This is a genomic window from Streptomyces sp. NPDC096132 (assembly GCF_044763345.1).
Classification (GTDB): domain Bacteria; phylum Actinomycetota; class Actinomycetes; order Streptomycetales; family Streptomycetaceae; genus Streptomyces.
Genome location: NZ_JBIWGA010000010.1, coordinates 277,132 through 297,731, shown reverse-complemented (window position 1 = coordinate 297,731; position 20,600 = coordinate 277,132). Strand labels below are relative to the sequence as shown.

25 protein-coding genes and 1 pseudogene are annotated in these 20,600 nt (G+C 73.5%); 13 read left to right on the top strand and 13 right to left on the bottom strand.

From position 1 onward, the window contains the following. Positions 1-82 precede the first annotated feature (82 nt). A complete protein-coding gene (locus ACIRF9_RS25005; RefSeq protein WP_403826245.1) occupies positions 83-295 on the bottom strand; it encodes a hypothetical protein in 213 nt (70 codons plus the stop codon). A 64-nt stretch (positions 296-359) separates the two neighbouring features. After that, on the bottom strand, positions 360-1,412 hold the full coding sequence (locus ACIRF9_RS25000; protein ID WP_403826243.1) for a PucR family transcriptional regulator: 1,053 nt from the start codon (positions 1,410-1,412) through the stop codon (positions 360-362). 135 nt (positions 1,413-1,547) lie between these two features. Here ACIRF9_RS25000 and ACIRF9_RS24995 point away from each other — a divergent pair, with 135 nt between their 5' ends. Then, the gene (locus ACIRF9_RS24995) at positions 1,548-2,162 is read left to right on the top strand and encodes an ALF repeat-containing protein (protein WP_403826240.1); all 615 of its coding nucleotides are present in this window, start codon (positions 1,548-1,550) and stop codon (positions 2,160-2,162) included. Between the two features lie 106 nt (positions 2,163-2,268). Continuing rightward, on the top strand, positions 2,269-3,351 hold the full coding sequence (locus ACIRF9_RS24990; RefSeq protein ID WP_403826237.1) for a class I SAM-dependent methyltransferase: 1,083 nt from the start codon (positions 2,269-2,271) through the stop codon (positions 3,349-3,351). 6 nt (positions 3,352-3,357) lie between these two features. Here the strand turns inward: ACIRF9_RS24990 and ACIRF9_RS24985 are convergent, their stop codons facing one another. Next, the gene (locus ACIRF9_RS24985; protein ID WP_403826235.1) at positions 3,358-3,771 is read right to left on the bottom strand and encodes a VOC family protein; all 414 of its coding nucleotides are present in this window, start codon (positions 3,769-3,771) and stop codon (positions 3,358-3,360) included. 66 nt (positions 3,772-3,837) lie between these two features. After that, on the bottom strand, positions 3,838-4,041 hold the full coding sequence (locus ACIRF9_RS24980; protein WP_403826232.1) for a DUF4287 domain-containing protein: 204 nt from the start codon (positions 4,039-4,041) through the stop codon (positions 3,838-3,840). 137 nt (positions 4,042-4,178) lie between these two features. Between ACIRF9_RS24980 and ACIRF9_RS24975 the strand changes: the two genes are divergently transcribed. Next, positions 4,179-4,796, top strand: coding sequence for a phosphoribosylanthranilate isomerase (locus ACIRF9_RS24975; RefSeq protein WP_403826229.1), 618 nt, complete (start codon positions 4,179-4,181; stop codon positions 4,794-4,796). Positions 4,797-4,803: 7 nt separating this feature from the next. On the opposite strand, the gene ACIRF9_RS24970 is transcribed toward ACIRF9_RS24975, so the two are convergent. Next, positions 4,804-5,679, bottom strand: coding sequence for a glycerophosphodiester phosphodiesterase (locus ACIRF9_RS24970; protein ID WP_403826226.1), 876 nt, complete (start codon positions 5,677-5,679; stop codon positions 4,804-4,806). A 330-nt stretch (positions 5,680-6,009) separates the two neighbouring features. Here ACIRF9_RS24970 and ACIRF9_RS24965 point away from each other — a divergent pair, with 330 nt between their 5' ends. Next, on the top strand, positions 6,010-6,402 hold the full coding sequence (locus ACIRF9_RS24965) for a winged helix-turn-helix transcriptional regulator (RefSeq protein ID WP_403826224.1): 393 nt from the start codon (positions 6,010-6,012) through the stop codon (positions 6,400-6,402). A 302-nt stretch (positions 6,403-6,704) separates the two neighbouring features. Next, positions 6,705-7,502 carry an SGNH/GDSL hydrolase family protein gene (locus tag ACIRF9_RS24960; protein ID WP_403826221.1) on the top strand — a complete coding sequence of 266 codons (798 nt, stop codon included), beginning with the start codon at positions 6,705-6,707 and terminating at the stop codon, positions 7,500-7,502. A 68-nt stretch (positions 7,503-7,570) separates the two neighbouring features. On the opposite strand, the gene ACIRF9_RS24955 is transcribed toward ACIRF9_RS24960, so the two are convergent. The 3 genes from ACIRF9_RS24955 to ACIRF9_RS24945 form a co-directional block, all read right to left on the bottom strand. Continuing rightward, positions 7,571-7,927, bottom strand: coding sequence for a PRC-barrel domain-containing protein (locus ACIRF9_RS24955; protein ID WP_403826218.1), 357 nt, complete (start codon positions 7,925-7,927; stop codon positions 7,571-7,573). 95 nt (positions 7,928-8,022) lie between these two features. Further along, positions 8,023-8,436, bottom strand: a complete 414-nt coding sequence (locus tag ACIRF9_RS24950; RefSeq protein ID WP_403826215.1) for a TfoX/Sxy family protein — start codon at positions 8,434-8,436, stop codon at positions 8,023-8,025. A 29-nt stretch (positions 8,437-8,465) separates the two neighbouring features. Continuing rightward, the gene (locus tag ACIRF9_RS24945; protein WP_403826213.1) at positions 8,466-9,794 is read right to left on the bottom strand and encodes a hypothetical protein; all 1,329 of its coding nucleotides are present in this window, start codon (positions 9,792-9,794) and stop codon (positions 8,466-8,468) included. Positions 9,795-9,907: 113 nt separating this feature from the next. Between ACIRF9_RS24945 and ACIRF9_RS24940 the strand changes: the two genes are divergently transcribed. After that, positions 9,908-11,158 carry a molybdopterin-dependent oxidoreductase gene (locus tag ACIRF9_RS24940; protein ID WP_403826210.1) on the top strand — a complete coding sequence of 417 codons (1,251 nt, stop codon included), beginning with the start codon at positions 9,908-9,910 and terminating at the stop codon, positions 11,156-11,158. Beyond that, positions 11,158-11,631 (top strand): hypothetical protein, encoded by a 474-nt coding sequence (locus ACIRF9_RS24935; protein ID WP_403826207.1) that lies wholly within the window; start codon positions 11,158-11,160, stop codon positions 11,629-11,631. The genes ACIRF9_RS24940 and ACIRF9_RS24935 overlap by 1 nt, the downstream gene beginning before the upstream one ends. A gap of 158 nt (positions 11,632-11,789) precedes the next feature. On the opposite strand, the pseudogene ACIRF9_RS24930 reads toward ACIRF9_RS24935, so the two are convergent. The 3 genes and pseudogenes from ACIRF9_RS24930 to ACIRF9_RS24920 form a co-directional block, all read right to left on the bottom strand. Beyond that, positions 11,790-12,266: pseudogene (locus ACIRF9_RS24930) on the bottom strand (class I SAM-dependent methyltransferase); the annotation flags it as partial. Continuing rightward, the gene (locus tag ACIRF9_RS24925; RefSeq protein WP_403826204.1) at positions 12,263-12,880 is read right to left on the bottom strand and encodes a DUF2064 domain-containing protein; all 618 of its coding nucleotides are present in this window, start codon (positions 12,878-12,880) and stop codon (positions 12,263-12,265) included. The gene ACIRF9_RS24925 and the pseudogene ACIRF9_RS24930, both read right to left, overlap by 4 nt. After that, positions 12,877-13,572: a glycosyltransferase family 2 protein gene (locus tag ACIRF9_RS24920; RefSeq protein ID WP_403826439.1), complete on the bottom strand. Its 696-nt coding sequence runs from the start codon at positions 13,570-13,572 to the stop codon at positions 12,877-12,879. Before ACIRF9_RS24920 ends, ACIRF9_RS24925 begins: the two co-directional genes overlap by 4 nt. A 129-nt stretch (positions 13,573-13,701) precedes the next feature. Here ACIRF9_RS24920 and ACIRF9_RS24915 point away from each other — a divergent pair, with 129 nt between their 5' ends. Both ACIRF9_RS24915 and ACIRF9_RS24910 read left to right on the top strand, forming a co-directional pair. Continuing rightward, complete coding sequence (locus tag ACIRF9_RS24915) at positions 13,702-14,439, top strand: response regulator transcription factor (protein ID WP_403826201.1); 738 nt, start codon at positions 13,702-13,704, stop codon at positions 14,437-14,439. A gap of 2 nt (positions 14,440-14,441) precedes the next feature. Next, positions 14,442-15,563 carry a sensor histidine kinase gene (locus ACIRF9_RS24910; protein WP_403826198.1) on the top strand — a complete coding sequence of 374 codons (1,122 nt, stop codon included), beginning with the start codon at positions 14,442-14,444 and terminating at the stop codon, positions 15,561-15,563. Between the two features lie 309 nt (positions 15,564-15,872). Here ACIRF9_RS24910 and ACIRF9_RS24905 read toward each other — a convergent pair whose 3' ends face one another. Continuing rightward, on the bottom strand, positions 15,873-16,874 hold the full coding sequence (locus tag ACIRF9_RS24905; RefSeq protein ID WP_403826195.1) for an NAD-dependent epimerase/dehydratase family protein: 1,002 nt from the start codon (positions 16,872-16,874) through the stop codon (positions 15,873-15,875). Positions 16,875-17,064: 190 nt separating this feature from the next. On the opposite strand from ACIRF9_RS24905, the gene ACIRF9_RS24900 reads away from it, so the two are divergent. From ACIRF9_RS24900 to ACIRF9_RS24890, 3 genes are all read left to right on the top strand, one after another. Then, a complete protein-coding gene (locus tag ACIRF9_RS24900) occupies positions 17,065-17,805 on the top strand; it encodes a flavodoxin family protein (RefSeq protein WP_403826192.1) in 741 nt (246 codons plus the stop codon). 66 nt (positions 17,806-17,871) lie between these two features. Next, positions 17,872-18,282, top strand: a complete 411-nt coding sequence (locus ACIRF9_RS24895) for a VOC family protein (RefSeq protein ID WP_403826189.1) — start codon at positions 17,872-17,874, stop codon at positions 18,280-18,282. Between the two features lie 11 nt (positions 18,283-18,293). Then, positions 18,294-18,503, top strand: a complete 210-nt coding sequence (locus ACIRF9_RS24890; RefSeq protein WP_403826187.1) for a hypothetical protein — start codon at positions 18,294-18,296, stop codon at positions 18,501-18,503. A 22-nt stretch (positions 18,504-18,525) separates the two neighbouring features. Here ACIRF9_RS24890 and ACIRF9_RS24885 read toward each other — a convergent pair whose 3' ends face one another. Beyond that, on the bottom strand, positions 18,526-19,161 hold the full coding sequence (locus tag ACIRF9_RS24885) for a VanZ family protein (protein ID WP_403826184.1): 636 nt from the start codon (positions 19,159-19,161) through the stop codon (positions 18,526-18,528). A gap of 153 nt (positions 19,162-19,314) precedes the next feature. Here ACIRF9_RS24885 and ACIRF9_RS24880 point away from each other — a divergent pair. Next, on the top strand, positions 19,315-20,600 hold a 1,286-nt coding region (locus ACIRF9_RS24880), incomplete at its 3' end, for a sensor histidine kinase (RefSeq protein ID WP_403826181.1).

Sequence of the window (20,600 nt, the reverse complement as noted above, 5' to 3'; positions counted from 1 at the left end):
GGGGATGTACGGGCGGGGGTGGGACCGGTCGGCCGGGAGACACTCCCTCAGTGGTCTCCCCGGCCGCCGGGATCCGGGGGAATCAGGTGGACCTGATGACGAAGTTCGCGCCGTTCCTGGCGTTCACCGTCGAGGAGCCCGCGTAGTACACGTGCAGGGTGTGGCGGCCCCGGCTCAGCCTGGGCAGGGTGATGGTGACCTTGCCGCCGCTGTGGGTGCCGGTGGCGATCTTCCCATGCGGCTTCGTGATCGAGGCGCGCCGGGGAGAGTCAATGGCCGGATCCTGTCGCCGCAACGCGTCGGATGTGGACGAGGTGTGAACAGCTCGTGGCCTTTTCGTGGGATGGCTGTGGAGCGGTTCAGAGGTCCTGGGCGGGCCAGTCCAGCAACCGGGCGCCGATGACGGCGGTCTGCAGGGTGTAACGGTGGGCCGGATCGGCCGGGTTGACGCCGGTGAGCTTGTGGACGCGGTCCAGCCGGTACGTCAGGGCGCGCACGCTCAGCGAGAGCCGGCGGGCCGCCTGCGCGGCGACACAGCCCGAGTCGAAGTACGCGGCGAGGGTGTCGAGGAGGGGTTCGGCGCCCCCGCGGGCCGTGGTCAGCGGGCCGAGCACGCCGTGGACGAGGTCGGCCATGGCCTGCCGGTCGCGGGTCAGGACGGGGTAGACGAGCAGGTCGGCGCCGCGCAGCACCGGGTCGTCCAGCCCCAGTCGCTCGGCGAGGTCCAGGGCGTTCAGGGCCTCCTCGTAGGACTGGACGATCCCGCCGGGGCCGGACTGGGGGCGGCCGATCGCCACCCGGCCGCCGCCGATCGCGGCCCGCGCCTGCCGGGCGAACGAGGGCAGGATCTCGTCCTGGTGGCCGGGGGCGACACACAGCAGCCGGCCGTCCTTCGTGGTCAGCAGCACGTCCCGGTCGCCGAAGCGGGCGAGCAGCGCACGCTCCACCTGCCGGAGCACCGGGCCGCCCTCGTCGTAGGCGTCCGGGCCCTGGGCGACGGCCACGGCGTGGGCGTGGGACAGCCGTAAGCCGAAGCGTTCGGCGCGCCCGGCGAGGCGGCCCAGGTCGCTGCGGCCGTAGAGCAGGTCGTCGATGAACTCCCGGCGCGCCGCCTCCTCCCGGCGTACGGCACGGCGCTGGGCGCGTTCGTGGCCCTCGGCCAGCGCGTCTATCACCTGCTGTACGGCGGCCAGGGTGCCCTCGGCCGAGCCGCGGGGACCGGGCCGGACCGAGCGCGCGGCCGAGAGATGGGCGCTGACCAGGGCCCGCAGCCCGTGACCGGCCTCCGCGGCCCGTTCGCCGAGGGCGCGCCGGGACTCCAGCTCCTCCCGGGTGAGCCGGCGGCCGGTGACCGCGACCTCCTCCAGAAGCCGGCCGTAGCCGTCGAGATACTGCTCGGGAATCTCCCCCACCACCGCGCCCCCCCGGATGCTGATCGGCAACGAACCGGCGGACAACGTTGCCCGGTCCGCGCACTGCGCGGTGGACCCCGCCCCTGGAACGATCTTCTCGCCGGCAAGAAGCCAATCAATCATGGGGGAACGACAATGAGACCGACCCGTGCGGCGCTCGCCGTGGCCGCGGCCGCCCTGACTCCGGCCCTGCTGCTCGCCACGCCGTCCTTCGCCGCGGCCCCGGCCTCCTCGTCCGTCACCGCGACGGCGGCGACGGACACGGAAACCGCCATCGAGACGGACGCCGAGTCGCCGTACGACTCGATGTCCGAGGACGACCTGCGCATCGCGATCGCCCGCATCCTCGCGGACGAGAGCACCGGCAAGGCGGTGCGCAGGGAGGCCCAGGAGGCGCTCGACGGCACCGTCGACGACATGCGCGCCTTCCTGAAGACGGGCATCGTGCTCGCCCAGGACGAGGACAACAAGGTGGCGATCTTCCGGATCCTCGCCGACCCCGACAGCGGCAAGGCCGTCCACCGGGAGGCCGTGGAGGCCATCGAGGGCACGATCGAGGACCGGGTGGCCTTCCTGGCGACCGGCTACCGGCTCGCCCAGGCCGAGGACGACCGGGTGGCCATCGCGAGGATCCTGGCCAGGACCGACATCAGCGCCGCCCTGCGCGCGGCCGCGGAGGCGGCCATCGACGGCACCCCGGAGGAACTGCGCTGGTTCCTGGAGGTCGGCCAGTACGAGGTGGACGGCTAGAGCGCGGTTCCCGTTCCGTGAGGTCTCCTGCTTGCCGTCGGGCATAGCCTGACAAAAGCGGCGCCGTCGGGTGTCGGCGGCGCCTCGCGGGAGAGGAGGAGCGGCCATGGCGACTCTCGAGGGGCAGCGGGCGGCGCCGGATCCCGTCGCGCAGGAGGCGTTCGCCGCCGAGGTGGCCGACGTGCTGAACAAGGGGGCGCTGGCGCTGCTGGTCGGCGTCGGCCACCAGTGCGGCCTGTTCGACACCCTGGCCGCTCTGCCCCCGTCGACCAGCGCCGACATCGCCAAGGCGGCGGACCTGGACGAACGGTATGTGCGCGAGTGGCTCGGGGGCATGGTCGTCGGCGGGTTCGTCGTCTACGAGCCGCACGGGCGGACGTACCGGCTGCCCCCGGCGCACGCCGCCTCGCTGACCAGCGCCGCCGGTCCCGACAACCTGGCCGGGATGATGCCGTACATCGCCCTCATGGGCGAGGTCGAGCAGCAGGTCGTGCGCTGCTTCCGGGAGGGCGGCGGGGTGCCGTACGGGGCGTATCCGCGCTTCCAGGCGCTGCAGGCGGAGGAGAGTGCCCGGTTCTACGACCTGGCGCTCGTCGACGTCGTCGTGCCGCTGGTGCCGGGGCTGGCCGGGCGGCTGCGGGACGGCATCGACGTCCTCGACGTGGGCACGGGCCAGGGGCATGCGCCGCTCCTGCTGGCGAAGGCCTTCGCGCGCAGCCGCTTCCACGGCCTGGACCGGTCCGAGGAGGGCATCGCGGCCGCGCGCGCCGAGGCGGAACGCGCCGGACTCGGCAACCTCCGCTACACCGTGGCGGACTCGACGGCGGTCGACGGCGCGTACGACCTGATCACCGCCTTCGACGTGATCCACGACCTGGCGCGGCCGGCCGAGACGCTCTCGGCGATCGCCGGCGCCCTGCGCGACGGCGGCACCTTCCTCATGGCGGACATCGCCGCGTCCAGCAGGCTGGAGGAGAACCTCGGGCACCCCTTCGGGCCCACCCTCTACGGCTTCTCCGTCTTCTACTGCATGACCACCTCCCTGAGCACCGGCGGAGCCGGCCTGGGCACGGTGTGGGGCCAGGAGACGGCGCTGCGGATGCTCGGGGCGGCCGGGTTCGGGGACGTCGACGTCAGGTCCGTCGAGGGCGACCCCGTCAACGTCTACTACATCGCCCGCAAGGGCTGACGTCCGTCAGTCCTGGGGCTGGGTGATGTTGACCATCCAGGTGATGCCGTAGGGGTCCGTGCACATGCCGAACACATCGCCCCACATCTGCTTGTCCAGCGAGACGGACACATGGGCGCCGGCGGACAGCTTCTCCCAGTAGCCGCGCAGTTCGGCGTCGTCGTCGCCGCTCACGCTCACGGAGACGTTGCCGGTGGGGCTGTACTCCATCCCCGGCGGGGTGTCGGCGCCCATGAGCGTGAAGCCGTTCGGGGCCTCCAGCATTCCGTGCATGATCTGGTCCGCCTGCGGGCTGTCCGCCTGGCCGAACTCGCCGAAGGTGCTCAGCCTGAGGGTGCCGCCGAAGACCTCCTTGTAGTGCTCCAGCGCCGCCCGGGCGTCACCGTTGAAGCTGAGGTAGGGGTTGAGTCGCGAGGCCATCGCAACCTCCTGGGGATGAGACGGGGTCAATGCGGTCAAAGGGGGCGAATGGTCACCGTGCGGAGCCTAGCGCTCCGCGAGCGTGTCGGCGACGAGGGCGTTGGCGTGGCCGTGTCCCAGTCCGTGCTCGGACTTCAGCCAGTTCACGAGCTCCATGTGCCGGGTCAGCGGCGAGGAGCGGATGAGCTCCTTCCACTCCGCGATCGGCCGGCCGTACTTCTTCTCGATCGAGGGGAAGTAGGAGGCGGGGCCCTTGGTGGCGGCGGTCATGGTGGCGCTCCCGTCGGTGTCGGTGGTTGTCGCGGGTAGGGACCGAGGGGCGGGAGTGAAGTCATCGGCGCCTCGTGTGTGAGCTGCGTCATATCCAGGTGTGCGGCTGTCGTCCCCGATGCGGCAGGCTTGGGTCCGTGAGCAACTCCAGTGACTCTCTTTTCGTCAAGATCTGCGGGCTGAAGACCGAACGGGACGTCGCCACCGCCGTCGAGGCCGGTGCCGACGCCATCGGGTTCGTCTTCTCGGCCAGCCCGCGCCGCATCGACGCCGCCACCGCCGCGCGGCTCGCCCGGCGGGTGCCCGAGCACGTGCTGACGGTCGGCGTGTTCCGCGCCGAACCCCTCGACGCCGTACGGTCCTTGGCCGCCGAGTCCGGGATCCGGGCCGTGCAACTGCACGGCCCGGAGGACCGGGGGTACTACGACGAGCTGGCCGCGGGCGGCTGGACGCTGATCCGTGCGGCCGCCTTCGGCGACTCCGTGCCGCGCCGCGGGGAGCTGGGCGAGGACATGCTCCTGCTCGACGCCCCCGTGCCGGGCTCCGGCACCGCCTGGGACTGGTCCCGGAAGACGCCGGTGGGCCAGGACGAGAAGTGGATCCTCGCCGGCGGGCTCACCCCGGACAACGTGCGGGACGCCGTCGTCGCCACCCGCCCGTGGGGTGTCGACGTCTCCAGCGGCGTGGAGCGCAGCCGGGGGGTCAAGGACCCCGCCCTGATCACCGCGTTCGTCGAGGCCGCCCGCACCGCCTGAGATCCCGTCAGCCCAGGGCCTTGTCGACCACGTCGGGCAGGTCGCTGGTCATGCCGTCCACGCCCCAGCCGGCGACCGTCCGGGCCGCGGAGGCCGTGTTCACGACCCAGGGGACGGTCTCCAGCCGCTTGCCGTGCGCGCCCTTGAGCGCGTGCACGGTGGCGACGAAGTCGCCGGACACCTGCCTGTAGTCCGGGTTGACCTGGTCGGCGTAGGTCGCGTAGCCCCGCAGGGCGGAGAGCGACGGCCTGCTGCTGACCAGCACGGACGTCATCAGGTCCGGCCGCTTCTGATGGATCGTCCGCACCGAGTTCGTACCGAAGCTCATGACGGTCAGGCGGTTCCTGACGTGGTTCTCGTCCAGCCAGCCCTTGCGCGCGAGGACGTCGAGTATGTCGCCCTCGATGCCCGGATGCAGGTCCGGCTGCTTGATCTCCAGCAGCAGGTTCTGGCCGTTGCGGTCGAGCCGGTCGAGCGTCTGGGAGAGGGTGGGGATCCGGGTGCCCGCGAACGGGGCGCCCTTCCAGCTCCCCGCGTCGAGCCGGGCGAGCTCCGCGGCGGTGAAGTCGCCGACGGCCCGGTTCGCCCTGGACGGGAACACCGTCTCGACGTTCGTCGTGCGACGGAGGTCCCTGTCGTGCAGGAGGATCAGCTCACCGTCCCTGGTGCGCTGCACATCGGTCTCCACCCAGTCGACGCCGAGCGCGTCGGCCTTGTCGAAGGACGGCAGGGTGTTCTCGGGGGCGTACCCGGCGGCGCCGCGGTGTCCGCTGACGCGAGGGCGGACCTCGGCGGCGGTGGCGGTCTGGGCGGCCGCGGGGACGAGCAGGGCGGCGGCCGTGCTCAGGGCGACGGACGTGACGGCGGCGGTGCGTGAGCGCATGGAGTCTCCTTTCGCGGGCCCGGCGGGGCCGGGCCGCGACATCTCTGGGGCCGGACGGGGTCCGGGAGGGGAGTGGACGGCGGGGCGCCGCCCGATCACAGGGGCGGGCGGCCCCGAAAGGACGCGCGACGCGGAGGCGTCGGCGGGGGACGAGGGCGCGGTGACGGCGCGGGGCGCCGAAGGGCGAAGGCCCTCACGGCCCTTCGAGTCAGAGTCTGGTCGCGGCCCGGGGTGGGCGCCGTCCCTGCTGGTCCGATGAGGTGAGAGCCCCCTGATCCCGGGAGGCGGACCCTCTCACCGGAAGGGCCCGCCCCGACGTAACGTAGGGGCATGGCAGTGAGGGAGACGTCGCTCGTGGAGCGTGTGCGGAACGCCGGCGGGGACGGGATGTGCCCGCAGCGTGCGGCCCTGGAGCACGTCACCAGCCGCTGGGGCACCCTCGTCCTGATCGCGCTGCTCGACCGCCCGTACCGCTTCGGCGAACTGCGCCGGGAGATCGGCAGGGTGAGCGAGAAGATGCTGACCCAGACCCTGCAGACCCTGGAGCGCGACGGCATGGTGCACCGCGACGCCAAGCCCGTGATCCCGCCCCGCGTGGACTACTCCCTCACGGACCTCGGCCGGGAGGCCGCCGAACAGGTCCGTGCCCTCGCCCAGTGGACGGACCGGCGGATGGCGGCGATCCAGGAGGCCCGCGAGGCGTACGACGAGGCAAAGGGCTGACGGAACGCCGCGCGCGAGCCTGCCCTTCGGGGCGGCCGCCGGGGCCGGGGGTGCAGGAACAGGGGCAGGGCGCGGGGGAAGGGGCGGGCGGGGCGGAGGGGATCGCGTTCCCGGACGGCGGGCCCGGGACCCGCTGCCGTACTGGTCCGAGGCCGACTTGCCTGATTCCGCCGTGTCTTGAAAGTCGGTCAATCTACCGACAGGTAACGGACGGACCGGAAATTCCCGGCTGAAGCGCGACTGTACGCTCCTCGCTCCGCACGCCGATTCCGGCTCCAACTCCCAGGATGCAGAAGGAACTCATGCGCAAATTGACGTCGGTCGTCGCCAGTGCCGTGATGGCGTTCGCCGGAATGGCCGGGATGGCCAGCACCCCCGCCCAGGCGGCGACGCAGGCCGAGTACGTGGCCCTCGGGGACTCGTACGCGTCCGGCGTGGGCGCGGGTACGTACGACGCCGCCAGCGGTGACTGCAAGCGCAGCCCGCTCAACTACCCGCACCAGTGGGCGGCCGCGAACCCCGAGTACAAGCTGACGGACGTCTCCTGCAGCGGGGCGACCATCGCGGACGTACGGAACAACCAGCTGTCCGCCCTCAGCTCCTCCACCAACTTCGTCACGCTCACGGTGGGCGGCAACGACGCACAGTTCTCTTCCGTGGTCCAGGCGTGCCTCACCCAGAGCGAGAGCTACTGCAAGACGGCCACCGACTGGATGTCGTACTACGCGAAGAACCAGCTCGTGGACGAGCTGACCGGTCTGTACAAGGACATCAGGGCGCGTGCGCCCAAGGCCCTGATCCTCGTCCTCGGCTACCCGCAGACGCTCTCCTCGTCCGGCGCCTGCCCCGTGATCGACCTCAGCCCCGCCAAGCGCACCGCCATGAACGGCCTGGCCGACGCGCTGGCCGAGGGCACCAAGGCCGCGGCGACCAAGGGCTCGGTCTACTTCCTCGACATGCGCGCCACCTTCAAGGACCACGGGGCGTGCGGCTCCGACCCGTGGATCAACGACCTGACCAACGCCGCCTCCGTCTTCCACCCCAACGCGGCCGGCTACACCAAGGGCTACGCCGCGAAGCTCAAGGCCACCTGGAGCTGACCCGGCCCGGGGGCCGGTGAGGCGGCCAGGGACGACACCGTCCCGGGCCGCCTCGCCAAAAGACCTGTTCAGCGGCGTGCGAGGCGCCGTTCGCCCTGGAGGCCCGTCCGGTACTCCAGGTCGTAGTAGTGGAAGATCGTCTCCTCCTGGTCGGCGGGCAGGATGTCGTCCGTGCCGATCGCGGGGGCCTTGCGCACCTTCCCCTTGACGTACGGCACCCGGACGTAACCGGGCCCCAGGACCGCCTCGTCCAGGGGGACGAAGACCAGGCGCTGACGGGTGGGCAGCCCCGTACGGACCGTGGCCATCGCCGGTTCGTCGGTGGCCGTGTCGACGTAGACCGCCTCGAGCATGCCGATCCTGCGCCCCTTGGGATCGACCACGTTCTCGTTGCGCCACTCCCGGACGTCCGCCGCATGGATCATGGCTGCTCCCTCTCTCGTGCCGCGTCACTCCGGGTACCCCTGCGCCGACCGGTCTCACCACGCGGCGAGCGGGCGCCGGGCCCGGCAGCGGCTGCTCACTTGGGCGGCAGGCTCGCCGCGAAAGCCCCTCCCTCGGCCACCCAGGCCCCGAGCGTCTCGTCCTCGGTGACGGCGGCACCGTCGACCACGACCCAGCCGCGCATCGGGCGGCCGGTCATGTCGAACAGACGCGCCCCCGGCCGGGCGAGCGCCGCGTCCGTGGCGTCCGGGCCGACCCTGACCATGAGGTCGTGACCGGTGACGCCCACCGCCATGTTGCCGTGGACGAGAAAGGCGATCCCACCGAACATGCGCTTCTCCGCGACCGCCGGATCAGCCCCCAGCCGCTCCCGGATCAGCCCCCAGCCGCTCCCGGATCCGCTGCGCCAGCCCTTCGTCGTACACCATCCGCAGCTCACCTCTGTTCCGCTCTGTTCCGCGAGTCGCCGGGCCGTGACGTCGGTCGTCATGTGTTCAGCTTCCGCGCGCCCGCCCCGGGTCACCACCCGGTGAGCAGCAGATGGTTGAGGAGGAGGGCGAGGGTCGCCTGGGCGGTGAGCCAGGGGCGGGGGTGCGGGAGGCAGGCACAGGACGGGAGCAGCCAGATCGCGAAGGGGAGCCAGATGCGTTCCGTCTCGGCCTTGCTCATACCGGACAGGTCGGCGGCCAGGAGGGCGAGGAGGGCGGCGGCGACGAGCAGCGCGAGCCGGGCGGTGTCGCGTGCCGAGCCGCGCCGGCGCAGCAGCACGGCCCCGGTCCGCCGCAGCCCCGCCGCCGTCGCCAGGCCCGTGATCAGCACCGCGCAGGCCAGGTTCGCCCACACCCAGTAGCCGTACGGGCGCACTCCGCCCGCGCCCTGGCGGTAGCGCGTGACCAGCAGCCGGTACGCCTCCCACCAGTCGAACCCGGCGAGCGTGAACGCCGTCGGTACGACGGCCAGACCCGCGAGGAGGAGGAAGAGCAGCAGGGGACGCTCCCGGACCCGGCCTCTGCCGAGCCACAGCACGGCCGCGCCGAGGAGCGCGAGGAGCGTGAGGCCGTAGGAGAGGTAGCAGGTGAGGCCGAGGAGCAGCCCGGACGGCAGTGCCCAGGCCGGGCGGCCGGTGACCGCCAGCGCCAGCAGCGCCACCGCCCACGCGGCGACCGCCGCGAAGTACGCGTCGGCCGAGGTGCCCATCCACACCGCCGCCGGCGCCAGCACGAGGAACGGCGCCGCCCGCCGGGCGAGGCCCTCCGCGGCCAGTGCCCGCACCGTGACCAGCACGGCCACGCACGCCGTCGCCCCGACGGTGACGCACCAGATGCCCGCCCAGCCACCGCCCCGCAGCCCGATCCGGTCGAGCAGCACGAAGGTGAGGGTGGCCGCCGGCGGGTGTCCCGCGACATGGGCGGGCCAGTTGCCGGGGGAGTCGAGCAGGATGTGGTGGGTGAAGTCCCGCAGGGCGGCCGGGATGTCGTCGAAGCGGTCGACGACCCGGAGGTATTCGTGGCGGGTGGTGAGCCGGACGGCGACGCCCCGCTGCCAGCCGTCGATCAGGGCGAGGGACAGGATCCAGGCGGTGGACGCGGCCCAGGCCGTCGCGAGCAGGGCGCGCCAGGGCAGCCGGGCGGCCAGGGCGGGACCGTACGCGACGACGGCTCCCGCCACCGCGACGGCGGCCCAGGTGCCCGGCCCCGTGTGCGGGTGCCAGGTCGCCAGCAGCGGCGGCCAGTTCACCCGCAGGGTGTGCCGGGTGTCCTGGATGTGCCGGCCGACCAGCACCGCCAGGACGACGAGGAGGGCGGCGGCGAGGGCGGCGTACAGCTCGCGGAGAAGGGCGCGGTTCACAGCGGCACGCTAGGCCGGGCGAGGGGCGGGGGACGTCCGTCCGGGCCGGGCGTCAGCGTTTCGTCATGAGTCGCGCCCCCTTTTCCGGGGGTGCCCCGGCCTACCGTCGGGACATGCCCGCCCCACCGCTCCCCACCTCACCCGGCTTCTGGCGCAGCCCCCTGCGCGGCCCCCGGTTCACCTCGGTGCTCGGTCTCGTCCTGCTCGTCGGCATCACCGTGGTGTTCGTGACGGGCCTGGTCTCCTACGCCGCCTACAACCCGGACCTGTCGCCCGTGAACGACAAGACGCCGGGCAAGGGGATCCTCGGCTTCTACCTCTTCGCCTGGCCGACGGACCCGCACTGGCTGTACCGGCTCACCCAGGGCGTCCACGTCACCCTCGGCATCACCCTCATCCCCGTCCTGCTGGCCAAACTGTGGTCGGTCGTGCCGAGGCTGTTCGCGCTCCCGCCGGCCCGCTCGCTCGCGCACGCGCTGGAGCGGATCTCGCTGTTGCTGCTGGTCGGGGGCGGGCTGTTCGAGTTCGTGACCGGGGTCCTCAACATCCAGCTCGACTACGTCTTCCCCGGCTCCTTCTACCCCCTGCACTTCTACGGGGCGTGGGTGTTCTTCGCCGCGTTCGTCGCCCACGCCGCCCTGAAGACGCCGGCGGCGGTGCGGAACGTGCGGCGGCTGCGGGGGGAGGGGGATGAAGAAGGGCATGAAGCGGGGGATCTGGTCTCCCCGCGCCCGGACGCCCCGACCGTCTCCCGGCGCGGAGCCCTGTGGTTCGTCGGGGGCGGCTCGCTGCTGCTGTTCGCGACCACGGTGGGGCAGGGCTTCGACGGGCCGCTGCGGCGAACGGCCCTGCTCGCGCCCCACGGCGGAGCCGACCCCGGCAGCGGCCCGAACGGCTTCCAGATCAACAAGACGGCCGCGTACGCCGGGATCGACGCGGCTCGGACGAGCGAGGACGCCTGGCGACTCGTCGTCACGGGGCGCACGGGCACCGTCCGCCTCAGCCGGGCCCAACTGGCCCGACTCCCCTTGTACAGCTCGGCGTTGCCCATCGCCTGCGTGGAGGGCTGGTCGACGTCCGACCAGTGGTGGCGGGGCGTACGCCTGCGGGACCTCGCCGCGCTCGTCGGCCACGACGACGACCCGCCGGACCTGCTCGTCGAGTCCCTCCAGCGGCGCGGTGCCTTCCGTCACGCGGCCCTGCGCGCCAACCAGGTCGCCGACCCGCGCTCCCTGCTCGCCCTGTACGTCAACGGCGAGGACCTCTCCCCGGACCACGGCTACCCGGCACGCGTCATCGTGCCCGCCGCACCCGGCGTGCTGAACACCAAGTGGGTGGCCCGCATGACGTTCGGAGACCTGTGATGCGCCGGCCACGGATCCCGCTGGGGAGCCCGTTCCAGCTCCTCCTGCTCACCGCGTCGTTCGCCCTCGCCGCCTACGCGGGGGTGCGCCTCCTCGCCGACGACTGGTTCGGCGTGGCGCTGTGGTTCGTGGGAGCCGCGCTGATCCACGACCTCGTGCTGCTGCCGCTGTACGCGGTGGCGGACCGGGCGGTCGTACGAGGGCTCGGCGCGGCCGGTCACCGGGACCGGGTGATGTACGTGCGGGTACCGGCCGCCCTCTCCGGCCTGCTGCTGCTCGTGTGGTTCCCGCTGATCGGCGGGCGGGTGGACCGGCGCTACCGGCTGGGCACCGGGCTGTCCCCGGACGGCTTCCTCGCCCGCTGGCTGCTGATCACCGCCGTGCTCTTCGCGGGCTCGGCGCTGCTGCTGGGCCTGCGGCCGTGGCTGCGGCCGCGCAGGGCGACGAAGGAGCGCCCGCCCGCCGACCACTGACCCACGACACGCCACCGGCCCCGCCCCGCATACCGCGACAGCGCCGGGCTGCCGACCCGGGCCCAGGGGAACGCGCCTTGGGCCGCGCCGCCGTCGTGCCCTCCGTATCCACAGCTGTGGAGGGCGTCGACGACCTGTACCTCGGTGCGTTCGTCGACGTCCATTGGTGCGGTTTCCGCGATCAGCAGGCCGCCGGGCGTGAGGAGCGTGCCGACGCGGTTCAGCAGGGCGGGCGGATCGCCGCCGATGCCGACGTTGCCGTCGAGGAGCAGGACGGTGCCCCAGTGGCCCTCGTCCGGCAGTGGTTCGAACACCGAGCGCCGGAGTGCCCGGCCGCCACGCCGCGCGGTGTGGCCGACGGCGGCCGCGCTGACGTCGATGCCGAGGACGGTCCGGCCCCGCGCGGCGAGTTCCGCGACCAGGCGTCCGGGTCCGCAGCCGACGTCCAGGACGGAGCCCTCGCACCGGTCCAGTACGTCCAGGTCGACGGGGTCGGCCCCGGCGCACCAGCGTTCCACGTCCAGGGGCAGCAGCCAGCCGTCGGCGCGGCGCAGGAAGAGCGGGCCGCGGCCGGCGCGCAGGGCGGCGTCGTAGGGGGCGGAGGCCGCCCACGGCGGCGAGACGGCGGTGCTCATCGGTTCGCCGTCGTCGTCAGGCGGGCCAGGTGGTGGGCGAAGCGGCTGTGCGGGGTCAGGGCGGCGACGGCGTGGGCGTCGTCGGCGGTGTCGACGTCCCGGAGCCGGGGGAGGTCCCGGACCCGCAGCCCGGCTTCGACCAGGCGTTCGCGCTGGACGGCTCCCGTGACCGGTGTCGACATGGGCACGCCCCGCAGCAGGGCTGGATCGGGTTCGGCCAGCCCGAGGGCCCAGAAGCCGCCGTCCTCGGCCGGGCCGAAGTACGCGTCGCAGGCCGTGAAGTCGACGGTGAGCAGGTCCGGGGTCACCTGGGGGGTGTCCATGCCGATCAGCAGGGCGGGCCCGGAGCACCGGGCGAACGCGTCCGCGAGCCGTTCGTCGAGGCCGCCCGCGCACTGCCGTACGACGTCGAAGCCGGGCGGGAGCCAGGGGCCGGGGGCGCCGTCCAGGACGAGGACGCGGCGGGAGGCCGGCGCGGCCGCCACCGTACGCAGGGTGTCGGCCAGGGCGGCCTCGGCGAGCGCCGCCGCCTCCCGCGGGGTGAACGGCGGGGTCAGCCGGGTCTTGACCCGGCCCGGCAGCGGTTCCTTGGCGATGACGAGCAGGGTGGTCACCGTTCGGCCCCTTCCCGGACGGGGAGCTCGTTCAGGACGCGGCTCATGTCCCGTACCGCCTGCCAGGTGCCGCGCCAGGTGCCCGTCACCTTCGAGGCGCCGGTCCGGGGCCGGTAGGGGACGTCGTGCTCGGTGATCCGCCAGCCCGCGTCGGCGGCGCGCACCACCATCTGCAGGGGGTAGCCGCTGCGCCGGTCGGTGAGGCCGAGGGCGAGCAGGGGCTCGCGCCGGGCGGCCCGCAGCGGGCCGAGGTCGTGCAGGCGCAGGCCGGTGCGGCGGCGCAGCAGCCGGGCGAGCGCGAGGTTGCCCGCGCGGGCGTGTGCGGGCCACGCGCCCCGGCCGTACGGCCGTCTGCGGCCCAGCACCAGGTCGGCGCCGCCCGCCCGCACCTCCCGGACGAAGGGCACGAGCAGGGCGGGGTCCAGGGAGGCGTCGCAGTCGCAGAAGCACACGACGTCGGCGGTGGCGGCCGTCAGCCCGGCGTGGCAGGCGGCGCCGAAACCCCGGCGGGGCTCGTGCACGACCCTCGCGCCGAGCGCCCGGGCGATGTCCGCCGAGCCGTCGGTGGAGCCGTTGTCGACGACGAGGGCCCGCCAGCCGGAGGGGATCCGGGACAGGACCCAGGGGAGGGCCTCGGCCTCGTTCAGACAGGGGAGGACGACTTCAGCGTCCACGTCTACGTCCGCGTCCATGGTCACGGCCTTCACCCTACGAACGCGAATCAGGCAAAACGGGCTTCGGCTCCTTACGAAACGCGGACGTCGGGGCGCCGGGAGTCCCGGCGGGCGCCGTGGGCGCGGCCCCGGTGCGAGGCTGGAGGCATGCAGCAGCAGTCGTACGGGCCCGGGGCCCCGCGGGCGGGGACCGGCGCCCGGGTGCTGGTCGTGGACGACGACCCCACCGTCGCGGAGGTCGTCGCGGGATATCTGGACCGGGCCGGCTTCACCGTCGACCGGGCGGACGACGGCCCGACGGCCCTCACCCGGGCCGCCGCGCACTGGCCCGACCTGGTCGTCCTCGACCTGATGCTGCCGGGGATGGACGGACTGGAGGTGTGCCGCCGGATGCGCGGACACGGGCCCGTCCCGGTCATCATGCTCACCGCGCGCGGCGACGAGGACGACCGCATCCTCGGCCTGGAGGTCGGCGCCGACGACTACGTCACCAAACCCTTCAGCCCGCGCGAGCTCGTCCTGCGGGTGGAGTCGGTGCTGCGCCGCACCCGGCCCGCCACCGGTGCCGCCCCGCTCGGCGCGGCCGGTCTGACCGTCGACCCCGCCGCCCGCCGCGCCACCAAGGACGGCACCGAACTCTCCCTCACCCTCCGCGAGTTCGACCTCCTCGCCTTCTTCCTCCGGCACCCGCGACGGGCGTTCGGCCGGGAGGACCTGATGCGCGAGGTGTGGGGCTGGGACTTCGGCGACCTGTCCACCGTGACCGTCCACGTCCGCCGGCTGCGCGGCAAGGTCGAGGACGACCCGGGCCGGCCCCGTCTGATCCAGACGGTGTGGGGCGTGGGCTACCGCTTCGAACCCGGCGCCGGCCACGAGGAGGAGTGATCGTGCGGGACGTCCTCCTCATCGCCCTGTACGCCTTCGCCGGGGCCGCCACCACCGGCCTGGCCGGCGCGGGGGCGCTGCGCCTGCTGCGGCGCCGCTCGCTCACCGCGTCGCTCGCCGTGGTCGCCGCCGTCGGGGTGCTGGCCATGCTCGCGGGCACGCTCGCAGTCGCCTGGGCGATGTTCCTCTCGCCCCACGACCTGAGCGTGGTGACCACGGTCGTGGCGATGGCTGCCGCGGTCTCCCTGGCGACCGCCCTCCTGCTGGGCCACCGGGTCGTCGTCAGCAGCCGCGAACTGGCCCTGGCGGCACGCTCGTTCGGCGACGGTGACGGCTTCACCGCGCCCGACGGCCCGGCGCCCGCCGAACTGGAGGCGCTCAGCCGCGAACTGGCGGCCACCAGCGCCCGGCTGGCCGAGTCCCGGGACCGCGAACGCGCGCTGGAGACCTCCCGGCGCGAGCTGGTCGCCTGGATCTCGCACGACCTGCGTACCCCGCTGGCCGGTCTGCGCGCCATGTCCGAGGCGCTGGAGGACGGGGTCGCCACGGACCCCGAGCGTTATCTGCGGCAGATCCGCACCGAGGTCGAGCGTCTCAACGACATGGTCGGCGACCTCTTCGAGCTTTCCCGCATCCACGCCGGCACCCTGCCCCTGAGCTGCGCCCGGATGTCGTTGTACGACCTGGTCGGCGACGCCCTCGCGGGCGCGGACCCGCTCGCCCGGGAGCACGGCGTACGGCTGGTCGGCGACCGGGTGGCGGCCGTTCCGGTGGAGGTAGACGGCAAGGAGATGAGCCGGGTGCTCGGGAACCTCCTGGTCAACGCGATCCGCCGGACCCCGGCCGACGGCACGGTGGCGGTCGCCGCCGAGCGCTCGCCGGAGGGCGTGGTGGTGTCGGTGACGGACGGCTGCGGGGGCATCCCGGAGGAGGACCTGCCACGCGTCTTCGACACCGGCTGGCGCGGCACCGACGCCCGCACACCGCCGGCCGGCGCGGGACTGGGCCTGGCCATCGTGCGGGGCATCGTGGAGGCCCACCAGGGCCGCGCGACCGTACGCAACATCCCGGGCGGCTGCTGCTTCGAGGTGACACTCCCCGTCTCCAGCCCCTCCGGCCCCTGAGAACGAGCCTCACGCCGAGGACTGCGCCTGTCAGCACCACCCAGGCCACTCAGCCCGTCCGGCGCCTGAGGGCTGCGCTTGTCAGCACCGCCCAGGACCTTCAGCCTGTCGGGCGTCTGAGGGCGAGCCCTCTGCCGTCCCGAACCCCCACCCACCCGCAGGGGGCTGCGCTTGTCGGCACCGGGCTGGTGCATTCAGCCCGTCCGGCGTTTGAGGACGAGGCCCGTTCAGGGCCGAAGCGGGGGGCTGGGGGCGGCAGCCCCCAGGGGCGGGACGGGTAGGGGCGGCGGGGGCGGAACAGCCGGGCGGTCAGCCCGTACGTGGCTCCGCCCGTGCGAACTCCCGCATCCCCGCCGCGAAGTCCACCTCCGCCTTCCAGCCCAGCTCGGCCCGCAGCCGGGCGGAGTCCGCGGTGATGTGGCGGACGTCGCCCAGCCGGTACTCGCCGGTGACGACCGGCTCCGGCCCCCCGCACGCGGCGGACAGCGCCCGCGCCAGCTCGCCGACGGTGCGCGGCTCACCGCTGCCGGTGTTGTACGCCGTGAGCACGCCCGCGCGGGCCCGCGCCTCCAGCGCGGCCACGTTGGCCGCGGCCACGTCCCGCACATGCACGAAGTCCCGCCGCTGCCGCCCGTCCTCGAAGACCCGCGGCGCCTCACCCCGGGCCAGCGCCGAACGGAAGAAGGAGGCCACCCCGGCGTACGGGGTGTCGCGGGGCATCCGGGGCCCGTACACGTTGTGGTAGCGCAACGACACCGCCGCCCCGCCCGTCGACCGGGCCCACGCGGCGGCCAGGTGCTCCTGCGCGAGCTTGGTCGTGGCGTACACGTTGCGGGGATCGGCGGGCGCGTCCTCCGCGACCAGCCCGGGGGAGAGGTCCGCCCCGCACACCGGACACGGCGGCTCGAAGCGCCCGGCGTCCAGGTCGGCGACGGTCCGGGGCCCCGGCCGCACCACGCCGTGCCGCGCACACGCGTACCGTCCCTCCCCGTACACGACCATCGACCCGGCCAGCACGAGCCGCCGTACCCCTGCCTCCGCCACGGCGGCGAGCAGGACCGCCGTCCCCAGGTCGTTGCGGGAGACGTACTCCGCCGCGTCGGAGACCCCGGCGCCGAGCCCGACCATCGCCGCCTGATGGCAGACGGCGTCCACGCCGGTCAGCGCCCGGGCCACCGCCGCCGGGTCGCGTACGTCGGCGCCGGGATCGTCCCGGACGTCGTACACGAGCGCCTCGTGCCCGCGCGCCCGCAGCGCGTCGACGACATGGGACCCGATGAACCCGGCACCGCCGGTGACCAGTACACGCATACGGCCACGCTAGGCACCGCCGGCGCGGCACGCCCCGAGACCCGCCCGGCACGTCATCACTCCGTAAGACGACGGGGCGCGCCGGAGGAAGGTGCGTCGTAAGCGGACAAAACGCCCCTCGCGCGAGAAGCTTCCCTACGCCTTCGGCGGGCGCGCCGTGCGCCGGCCAGATCCCCCCCGGGAGGACCGTGTGACCGCTCCGTCGCCCGCCACCGACACCACCCCGCCGGCCCGGTACGACGACCTGCGCGCCCTGGTGATCAACTGCACCCTCAAGCGCTCGCCGGAGACGAGCAACACCCAGGGCCTGATCGACCGCAGCACCGCCGTCATGGAGGCGCAGGGCGTGCGCGTCGACGTCCTGCGGGCGGTGGACCACGACATCGCCACCGGAGTGTGGCCCGACATGACCGAGCACGGCTGGGCGACGGACGTCTGGCCGGAGCTGTACCGGCAGGTCCTGGCGGCCGACATCCTGGTGCTGGCCGGACCCATCTGGCTGGGCGACAACAGCTCGGTGATGAAGCGGGTGATCGAACGCCTCTACTCGTGCTCCAGCCTGCTCAACGAAGCCGGGCAGTACGCCTACTACGGCCGGGTCGGCGGCTGTCTGATCACCGGCAACGAGGACGGCGTCAAGCACTGCGCCATGAACGTCCTCTACAGCCTGCAGCACCTCGGCTACACCATCCCGCCCCAGGCGGACGCCGGATGGATCGGCGAGGCGGGACCCGGGCCCTCCTACCTCGACCCCGGCTCGGGCGGCCCGGAGAACGACTTCACCAACCGCAACACCACCTTCATGACCTGGAACCTCCTGCATCTGGCCCGGGCGCTGAAGGACCTGGGCGGCATCCCCGCCCACGGCAACCAGCGCACCGCGTGGGACGCCGGCTGCCGCCAGGACTTCGAGAACCCCGAGCACCGCTGAGCGGGCGGCGCAACCGGTCAGGATCGGAGAAGCGGCGGTCGGCGGGGCGCGGCTAGCGTGAAGGTCATGGACATCAGCATTCACACGACCTTCCTCCCGCACGACGACCCGGAGGCCTCCCTGGCCTTCTACCGCGACGTCCTCGGCTTCGAGGTCCGCAGCGACGTGGGGCAGGGCAAGATGCGCTGGATCACGGTCGGCCCCGCCGGCCGGCCCGGTACGTCCATCCTGCTGGCGCCGCCGGCCGCCGACCCGGGTGTCACCGAGGACGAGCGCCGCACCATCACCGAGATGATGGCCAAGGGCACCTACGGCTGGATCCTGCTGGCCACCCCCGACCTCGACGGCACCTTCGAGAAGGTCCAGGCCGGCGACGCCGAGGTCGTCCAGGAGCCGATGGAGCAGCCGTACGGCATCCGCGACTGCGCCTTCCGCGATCCCGCGGGCAACCTCATCCGCATCCAGGAACTTCGCTAGGGGGCCCTCCCATGTGCCATCCCGGGTGGACACGCGCCCTCACCGCGGCGCAGCACCTGACCGGCCCACGTCCGGGCGACGCCGACGACGACGCCGACGACGGGGATGCCGTCGTACCCGGCGACACGGATGACCGGACCGGTACGAAGACCGCCGAGATGCCCGAGGCGCCCGCCGACGAGGAACGCGTCGCCGCTCTCCTGCGGAGAGCGGCGGGCTGACACGCGATGGTGGAGGACGGGGTCAGGCGCGGGTGGCGGTGGCCTCTTCCGCGGGACGCAGCGTGGGGCGGGCGAAGGTCTGGACGTTCGACGCGAACGCGGAGCCCGGCAGGGCGAAGGTGTGGAGCAGGCGGGCCAGGGCCGGGATCCGGGCCGCGCGGTGGAGGACGACGAAACCGAGGAACCCGCCCAGCGTGTTGACCAGGAGGTCGGTGGTGTCCGTCAGCCGGGCGTTGTTGCACACCACGTACATGAGGAGCTGGGTCAGCTCGATCGACAGACTCACCGCCGCGGTCACGGCGGTGGCCCGCCCCTTGGAGCCGACCCGGGCGGACATCAGCGGCAGCAGCATGCCGAGCGGGACCGTCAGGATCACGTTGGCGACGATGCTGGGATCGGGGCTGGGCATCGGGATCCAGTTGATCTGGTTGGTCCAGGGCATCTGGTTGGCGAACTCGCCGTACGTCACGACGATCGGGAAGATCGTCAGGCTGAGCACACCGGCGGCGTACGCGGCGGCCAGCAGGCGGGTCACCGCGTGCCGCCCGGTCCAGCCGGCCCGGCCCCGCCGTGCGCGCAGCGCCAGCAGGAGGCCGAACGCGGCCAGCAGGGGGCCCAGTACGGTCGTGGCACCGATCTCGAAGTTGACGTTGCCCATGGGGGTCTGCTCCTCGGTGGGACGGGCGGGTGCCGACGACGTCCGGCGGCGAGGCAACTCTCGCCCGCCGCACCCGGGCGCCGGATCTTGCGAAAGGCAGATCTTCGACGGAGCGCTACGACTTTTGGCCGACCCCACGGCTACGCTCCCCGTATGAGCTCCCGGCGTTGGCCCCCGTTGCGTGCGGCGGCGGTGTGGCCCGTGGTGGTCGTGCTGCTGCTCGGCCTCGGCCTCTTCGACTACACGTTCGGTGGGACACGTGTCCGCTCGGCGTTCACCAGGCTCGACGCCACCACGACCGGTCCGTTGCTGCTGGCATCCGCCCTGCTGGCGGCCGTCGCGCTGCTGCTCTGGCCCCGGCTCGGGGCGCGGGGCCTGCCGGTGGCGACCGGGGTCGCGGCGGCGGTGTCGCTCGGCACCACGATCGCCGTCCACGTCATCGCGAGGGTCCCGTTCGGCGGCGACATCCAACCCGTCGAGGACCCGTTCGGACTCTGCGAACCGGCGGCGCTGTCAGGTCTGTTGATCCTGACCGCCTGGCGCGGGGCGCCCCTGTGGGCGGCGGTGGCCGCACCGGCGTCGATGGCGGCGATCATCGTGCGCCCGCTGGCCGTCGACATCGACGAGGGCAGCATCATCATCGCGTTCTTCTTCACCCTGACGACGACCGCGGCCCTGGCCGTCGGCCTGACCGTGCGGCTCGTCGTCGCGGACCGGCAGCGGCGGGAGACCACCGTACGGCTGGAGCAGCGCGCGGAGTTCGCCCGGGACCTGCACGACTTCGTCGCCCACCATGTGACGGGCATCGTCATCCAGGCACAGGGCGCCCGCTCGGTCGCCGTACGCCGCCCCGACCTGGTGCCTCCGGCCCTGGAACGGATCGAACGCGCGGGTGCGGAGGCGCTGAAGTCGATGCGCGCGATGGTCGGGATGCTGCGCGACAGCGGCCCGCAGAGCCCGGAGAGCCGCGGCGGGGCGGACGCGGCGTGGGAGCCGGCGCTCGCGCCGCTCGCGGGCATGGCCGAAGTGCGGTCCCTCGTCGAGGAGTTCGCGCCGGTCGGCGGCGGCCGGGCGACGCTGCGCACGGAGGGCGAGTTCGGGGACCTGCCGATGGAGGTGGTCACCACCGTGCACCGGGTGGTGATGGAGGCGCTGACCAACATACGCAAGCACGCCCGCGACTTCGGCGAGGTGGAGGTGTGCCTGGTCCGGTCCGGGTCCCGGGTCACCGTCACGGTGACCGACGACGGACGCCCCCGCGCCGGCCAGCAGGCACTGCACGCCCTCCAGAAGCTGGGCGGCGGCTACGGGCTGAAGGGCCTGGCCGAACGGGTGGGCCTGATCGGCGGCCGGGTCCAGGCCGGACCGGCGCCGGACGGGGGCTGGAGGATCGAGGCGACGCTGCCGGCCGATGGATCCGTGCCGGGAGCCGCACCCGG

Coding starts and splice junctions, on each gene's coding strand:
- ACIRF9_RS24995 (WP_403826240.1), top strand. CDS start 1,548: ATGAGACCGACCCGTGCGGCGCTCGCCGTGGCCGCGGCCGCCCTGACT.
- ACIRF9_RS24990 (WP_403826237.1), top strand. CDS start 2,269: ATGGCGACTCTCGAGGGGCAGCGGGCGGCGCCGGATCCCGTCGCGCAG.
- ACIRF9_RS24985 (WP_403826235.1), bottom strand. CDS start 3,771: ATGGCCTCGCGACTCAACCCCTACCTCAGCTTCAACGGTGACGCCCGG.
- ACIRF9_RS24980 (WP_403826232.1), bottom strand. CDS start 4,041: ATGACCGCCGCCACCAAGGGCCCCGCCTCCTACTTCCCCTCGATCGAG.
- ACIRF9_RS24970 (WP_403826226.1), bottom strand. CDS start 5,679: ATGCGCTCACGCACCGCCGCCGTCACGTCCGTCGCCCTGAGCACGGCC.
- ACIRF9_RS24965 (WP_403826224.1), top strand. CDS start 6,010: ATGGCAGTGAGGGAGACGTCGCTCGTGGAGCGTGTGCGGAACGCCGGC.
- ACIRF9_RS24960 (WP_403826221.1), top strand. CDS start 6,705: ATGCGCAAATTGACGTCGGTCGTCGCCAGTGCCGTGATGGCGTTCGCC.
- ACIRF9_RS24955 (WP_403826218.1), bottom strand. CDS start 7,927: ATGATCCATGCGGCGGACGTCCGGGAGTGGCGCAACGAGAACGTGGTC.
- ACIRF9_RS24950 (WP_403826215.1), bottom strand. CDS start 8,436: ATGACGACCGACGTCACGGCCCGGCGACTCGCGGAACAGAGCGGAACA.
- ACIRF9_RS24940 (WP_403826210.1), top strand. CDS start 9,908: ATGCCCGCCCCACCGCTCCCCACCTCACCCGGCTTCTGGCGCAGCCCC.
- ACIRF9_RS24935 (WP_403826207.1), top strand. CDS start 11,158: ATGCGCCGGCCACGGATCCCGCTGGGGAGCCCGTTCCAGCTCCTCCTG.
- ACIRF9_RS24920 (WP_403826439.1), bottom strand. CDS start 13,572: ATGGACGCGGACGTAGACGTGGACGCTGAAGTCGTCCTCCCCTGTCTG.
- ACIRF9_RS24915 (WP_403826201.1), top strand. CDS start 13,702: ATGCAGCAGCAGTCGTACGGGCCCGGGGCCCCGCGGGCGGGGACCGGC.
- ACIRF9_RS24905 (WP_403826195.1), bottom strand. CDS start 16,874: ATGCGTGTACTGGTCACCGGCGGTGCCGGGTTCATCGGGTCCCATGTC.
- ACIRF9_RS24895 (WP_403826189.1), top strand. CDS start 17,872: ATGGACATCAGCATTCACACGACCTTCCTCCCGCACGACGACCCGGAG.
- ACIRF9_RS24890 (WP_403826187.1), top strand. CDS start 18,294: ATGTGCCATCCCGGGTGGACACGCGCCCTCACCGCGGCGCAGCACCTG.
- ACIRF9_RS24885 (WP_403826184.1), bottom strand. CDS start 19,161: ATGGGCAACGTCAACTTCGAGATCGGTGCCACGACCGTACTGGGCCCC.